Origin of the sequence: Trebonia sp., from assembly GCF_030042015.1 — a bacterium.
Lineage (GTDB): Bacteria > Actinomycetota > Actinomycetes > Streptosporangiales > Streptosporangiaceae > Trebonia.
The window spans coordinates 1-2,852 of sequence record NZ_JASIAL010000114.1 but is presented as its reverse complement, the minus strand read 5'-3'; the positions used below and the strand labels follow the sequence as shown (position 1 = coordinate 2,852).

4 protein-coding genes are annotated in these 2,852 nt (G+C 74.6%); 1 reads left to right on the top strand and 3 read right to left on the bottom strand.

Annotation, left to right across the window (positions count from 1 at the left end; translation table 11 throughout):
• The coding region (locus Q1N79_RS05765; protein WP_300605342.1) for a nitroreductase family protein at positions 1-581 on the bottom strand (581 nt) is incomplete at its 3' end.
• A gap of 35 nt (positions 582-616) precedes the next feature.
• A complete protein-coding gene (locus Q1N79_RS05760) occupies positions 617-1,723 on the bottom strand; it encodes an amidase (protein WP_300605340.1) in 1,107 nt (368 codons plus the stop codon).
• Positions 1,724-1,782: 59 nt separating this feature from the next.
• On the opposite strand from Q1N79_RS05760, the gene Q1N79_RS05755 reads away from it, so the two are divergent.
• Positions 1,783-2,391, top strand: coding sequence for a DUF1349 domain-containing protein (locus tag Q1N79_RS05755; protein WP_300605339.1), 609 nt, complete (start codon positions 1,783-1,785; stop codon positions 2,389-2,391).
• Between the two features lie 200 nt (positions 2,392-2,591).
• On the opposite strand, the gene Q1N79_RS05750 is transcribed toward Q1N79_RS05755, so the two are convergent.
• A partial coding sequence (locus Q1N79_RS05750) for a hypothetical protein (protein ID WP_300605337.1) occupies positions 2,592-2,852 on the bottom strand: 261 nt, incomplete at its 5' end.

Genomic DNA, 2,852 nt, shown 5'->3' with positions numbered 1-2,852 from the left:
ACGATGTGGCACGCGGTCGCGATGTCCGCCGGTATGCGCAGGAGCTCCTTGACGTCGGGCTCGCGCGCCACGAGCAGCGTGGTGAACGTCGTGGCGACGCCCTGGGCGCGCAGCGCCAGGCAGAAGTTCTGGGCCATCGGGTAGACCGAGCCGCCCGCCACGATGCTCAGCCGGCCAAGCTCGGTGTCGGTGGGGTGGGTCGCGGCGAGATCGGCGCAGACGACGACGATCACGGGAAACTCGCCGAACCGCCGCGCGAAGTTGTCGCCGTCGGCCATCGTCCTTGCCGGGTCGCGAAAGCCCGTCTGCGTGGTCTTGACCTGCCCGCTCGCGGTCTCGATCGGCGCGGCGCCCGCGCGGGCGGCGGCGGCGACCTCCTCCCACAGCGGCAGGTACCACTCACCGAGCTGCCTGCGCAGCCCGGCGTCGCGGACGAAGACGAAACGCACCGGGCAGCGGTTGCCCCCGTTGGGGGCGAACCGGGCGAGCTCGACGGCCCGCTGCAGCACCTCGTCAGGTACCGGGTCGTCGCGGTAGTAGCGGCACGCGTGCTGGGTGCGCATCGCCTCATCAAGGTCCACTGCCTGGGCTCCTTCCTCGTTCCTCGCGGTGCTGGTCAGCGTCGTGCCGGCGGGCAGGGCCTGGCCAGCGCTGGCATGGCCAGCACGTCGTGGCGCTCGAAGAACGGCTCGAGCACGCCGCGCAGCCGCTCCCTGTCGGTGCCGCGCGGCGGCCGCACCCGCAGCACCGCCTGGCCCGCGCGGACGTGCCGGCGGGTCCGCGGTTCCATCCCGGCCAGGGAAGGCCCGGCGTCGCCGACCGGGCCCGCGAACCAGTACGAGATCAGCGTCGGCGTCAGCGACAGCGGGTAGGCCGGATCGGCGTCGCGGACCTCGTGGCCCAACCCCGCGAGCAGTTCGCCGGTCTGCCGGACGCTCGCCTTGCACGTCCTGTGCACGACGATCCCCGGGCCTGGCGGCCGGACCGACACCGCGACGCGCAGCCGCGGCGGCTCGTCAAGGCCGAACTCCGTGCCGGCCAGCACCCCGAGCATGAGGGCCGCGTCGGCGGCCGTCGTGGCGAGCACGCCGTTCTCGGCAAGGCCGTGCCAGCCGTCGGCGCCAAGCCGCGCGGGCACCACGCCGGTACCCGGCTTGATCCCGAACAGCCCGCAGGCGGCGGCAGGAATGCGGACCGAGCCAAGGCCGTCATTGCCATGGGCGATCGGGACCAGCCCCGCCGCGACCGCCGCGGCCGAGCCGCCCGACGAGCCGCCCGCCGTGCGGCGCCGGTCCCATGGATTGCGCGCGATCCCGAACGCGCTGTCGGTGAACGGGTAGATGGCCAGTTCCGGCAGGTTGGTCAGTCCCGCCACGATCGCGCCGGCGGCGCGGAGCCTGGCGACCACGGGGTGATCCTCGCCCTGCGGCCGGCCGGGCACGGCCGCGCTGCCCAGCCGCATCGGCTCCCCGGCGACCGGCACGTTGTCCTTGATCGCGACGGGAACCCCCGCCAGTGGCAGGTCCGCGCGGTCCGCCCGCGCGTCAACCGCGGCGGCCTCCGCGGCCGCCTCTGCGGCCCGGACCCGGACGAAGGCGCCGAGCTCGGCGTTCAGCCTCGCGATCCGGTCCAGGTGGTCACCGGCCACCTGGCCGGCCGTGACCGCGCCGGACCGGACCGCCGCCGCGATCTCCGCTGCGGGACGGCCCGTCCATTCACTCATGACCCCATGATCTCCCGCTGCGGCGCGTGCCGCGGGATGTCCCGTGGCAGACTGCGGGAATGACCGATTTGGTCCTTCCAGGACTGCCGTTTCCGCTGCAGCCGTCGGGGAACCCGGCGTGCCAGGCCGTCGTGTCCGGCGGGGCGCTAGCGCTGACCAGCGGCGCGAAGTCCGACCTGTTCATCGACCCGGCCGGCGACGAGGGGGCCCGGCCGGACGCGGGCCGGCTGACCGGGCTGCCGCCAGATCGCGACTTCATGCTCGCCGCGCGGGTCGCTGTCAGCTTCGGCAGCGCCCACGACGCGGGCGTGCTCCTGCTGTACCTGAGCGAGCGGAGGTGGGCCAAGCTCTGCTACGAGATGTCCCCGCAGCACCGCCCGACCGCGGTGACCGTGGTGACGCGGGCCACCTCGGACGACAGCAACTCGTTCGAGACCGGGGGCGGCCCGCTGTGGCTGCGGATCACCCGGTCCGGCCGGGCGTGGGCGTTCCACGCCTCAGCGGACGGCGCCTGGTGGCGGCTGTTGCGCTATTTCACGCTCGGTGAGTCCTCAGGCGTGCGCGTCGGTTTCCTCGCCCAGTCGCCCCAGGGCCCCGGCTGCACCGCCGTCTTCGACAACATCGCCTACCAGCCCGGCGCGCCCGCCGACCTGCGCGACGGCAGCTAGACCGCGCGCCCGGCGCGGGCGCCGGCCAGTGCCGCCCAACGGCGGTGCCGCAGCCAGCGGCGCACCAGCCTGACCGCGAAGACCAGGATCAGCACGGCCACCCGGCGTGTCCTCGCGACTGGGCCAGCTGCGCCAACGGCCCGGCTGTATCGGGCCAGCTGCGCCAATGGCCCAATTGCCTCAACTCCCCGGCATTGGGCCTAACGTCCGGTGACGGCACCGTCCGCGACCGCGCCGAGCCTGGCAAGCAGCGCGGCGCGGGACGCCGGCCCGAGCGCGTAGACGAGCGTGAACATCGCTTCGCGCAGCAGCCGCTGCGCGTGATCGGCCACGAGCAGCGAACGGCTGCCTTCGGTCGCGGCGAGCGTCGCGGCCGCGCGTACCGCGAGCTCGCCCGCGGCCGCCCGCGCGGCAGGCAGGCCCGGGCCGAGCTCGTCGAGCTCGGCCCGCACCGACGCCAG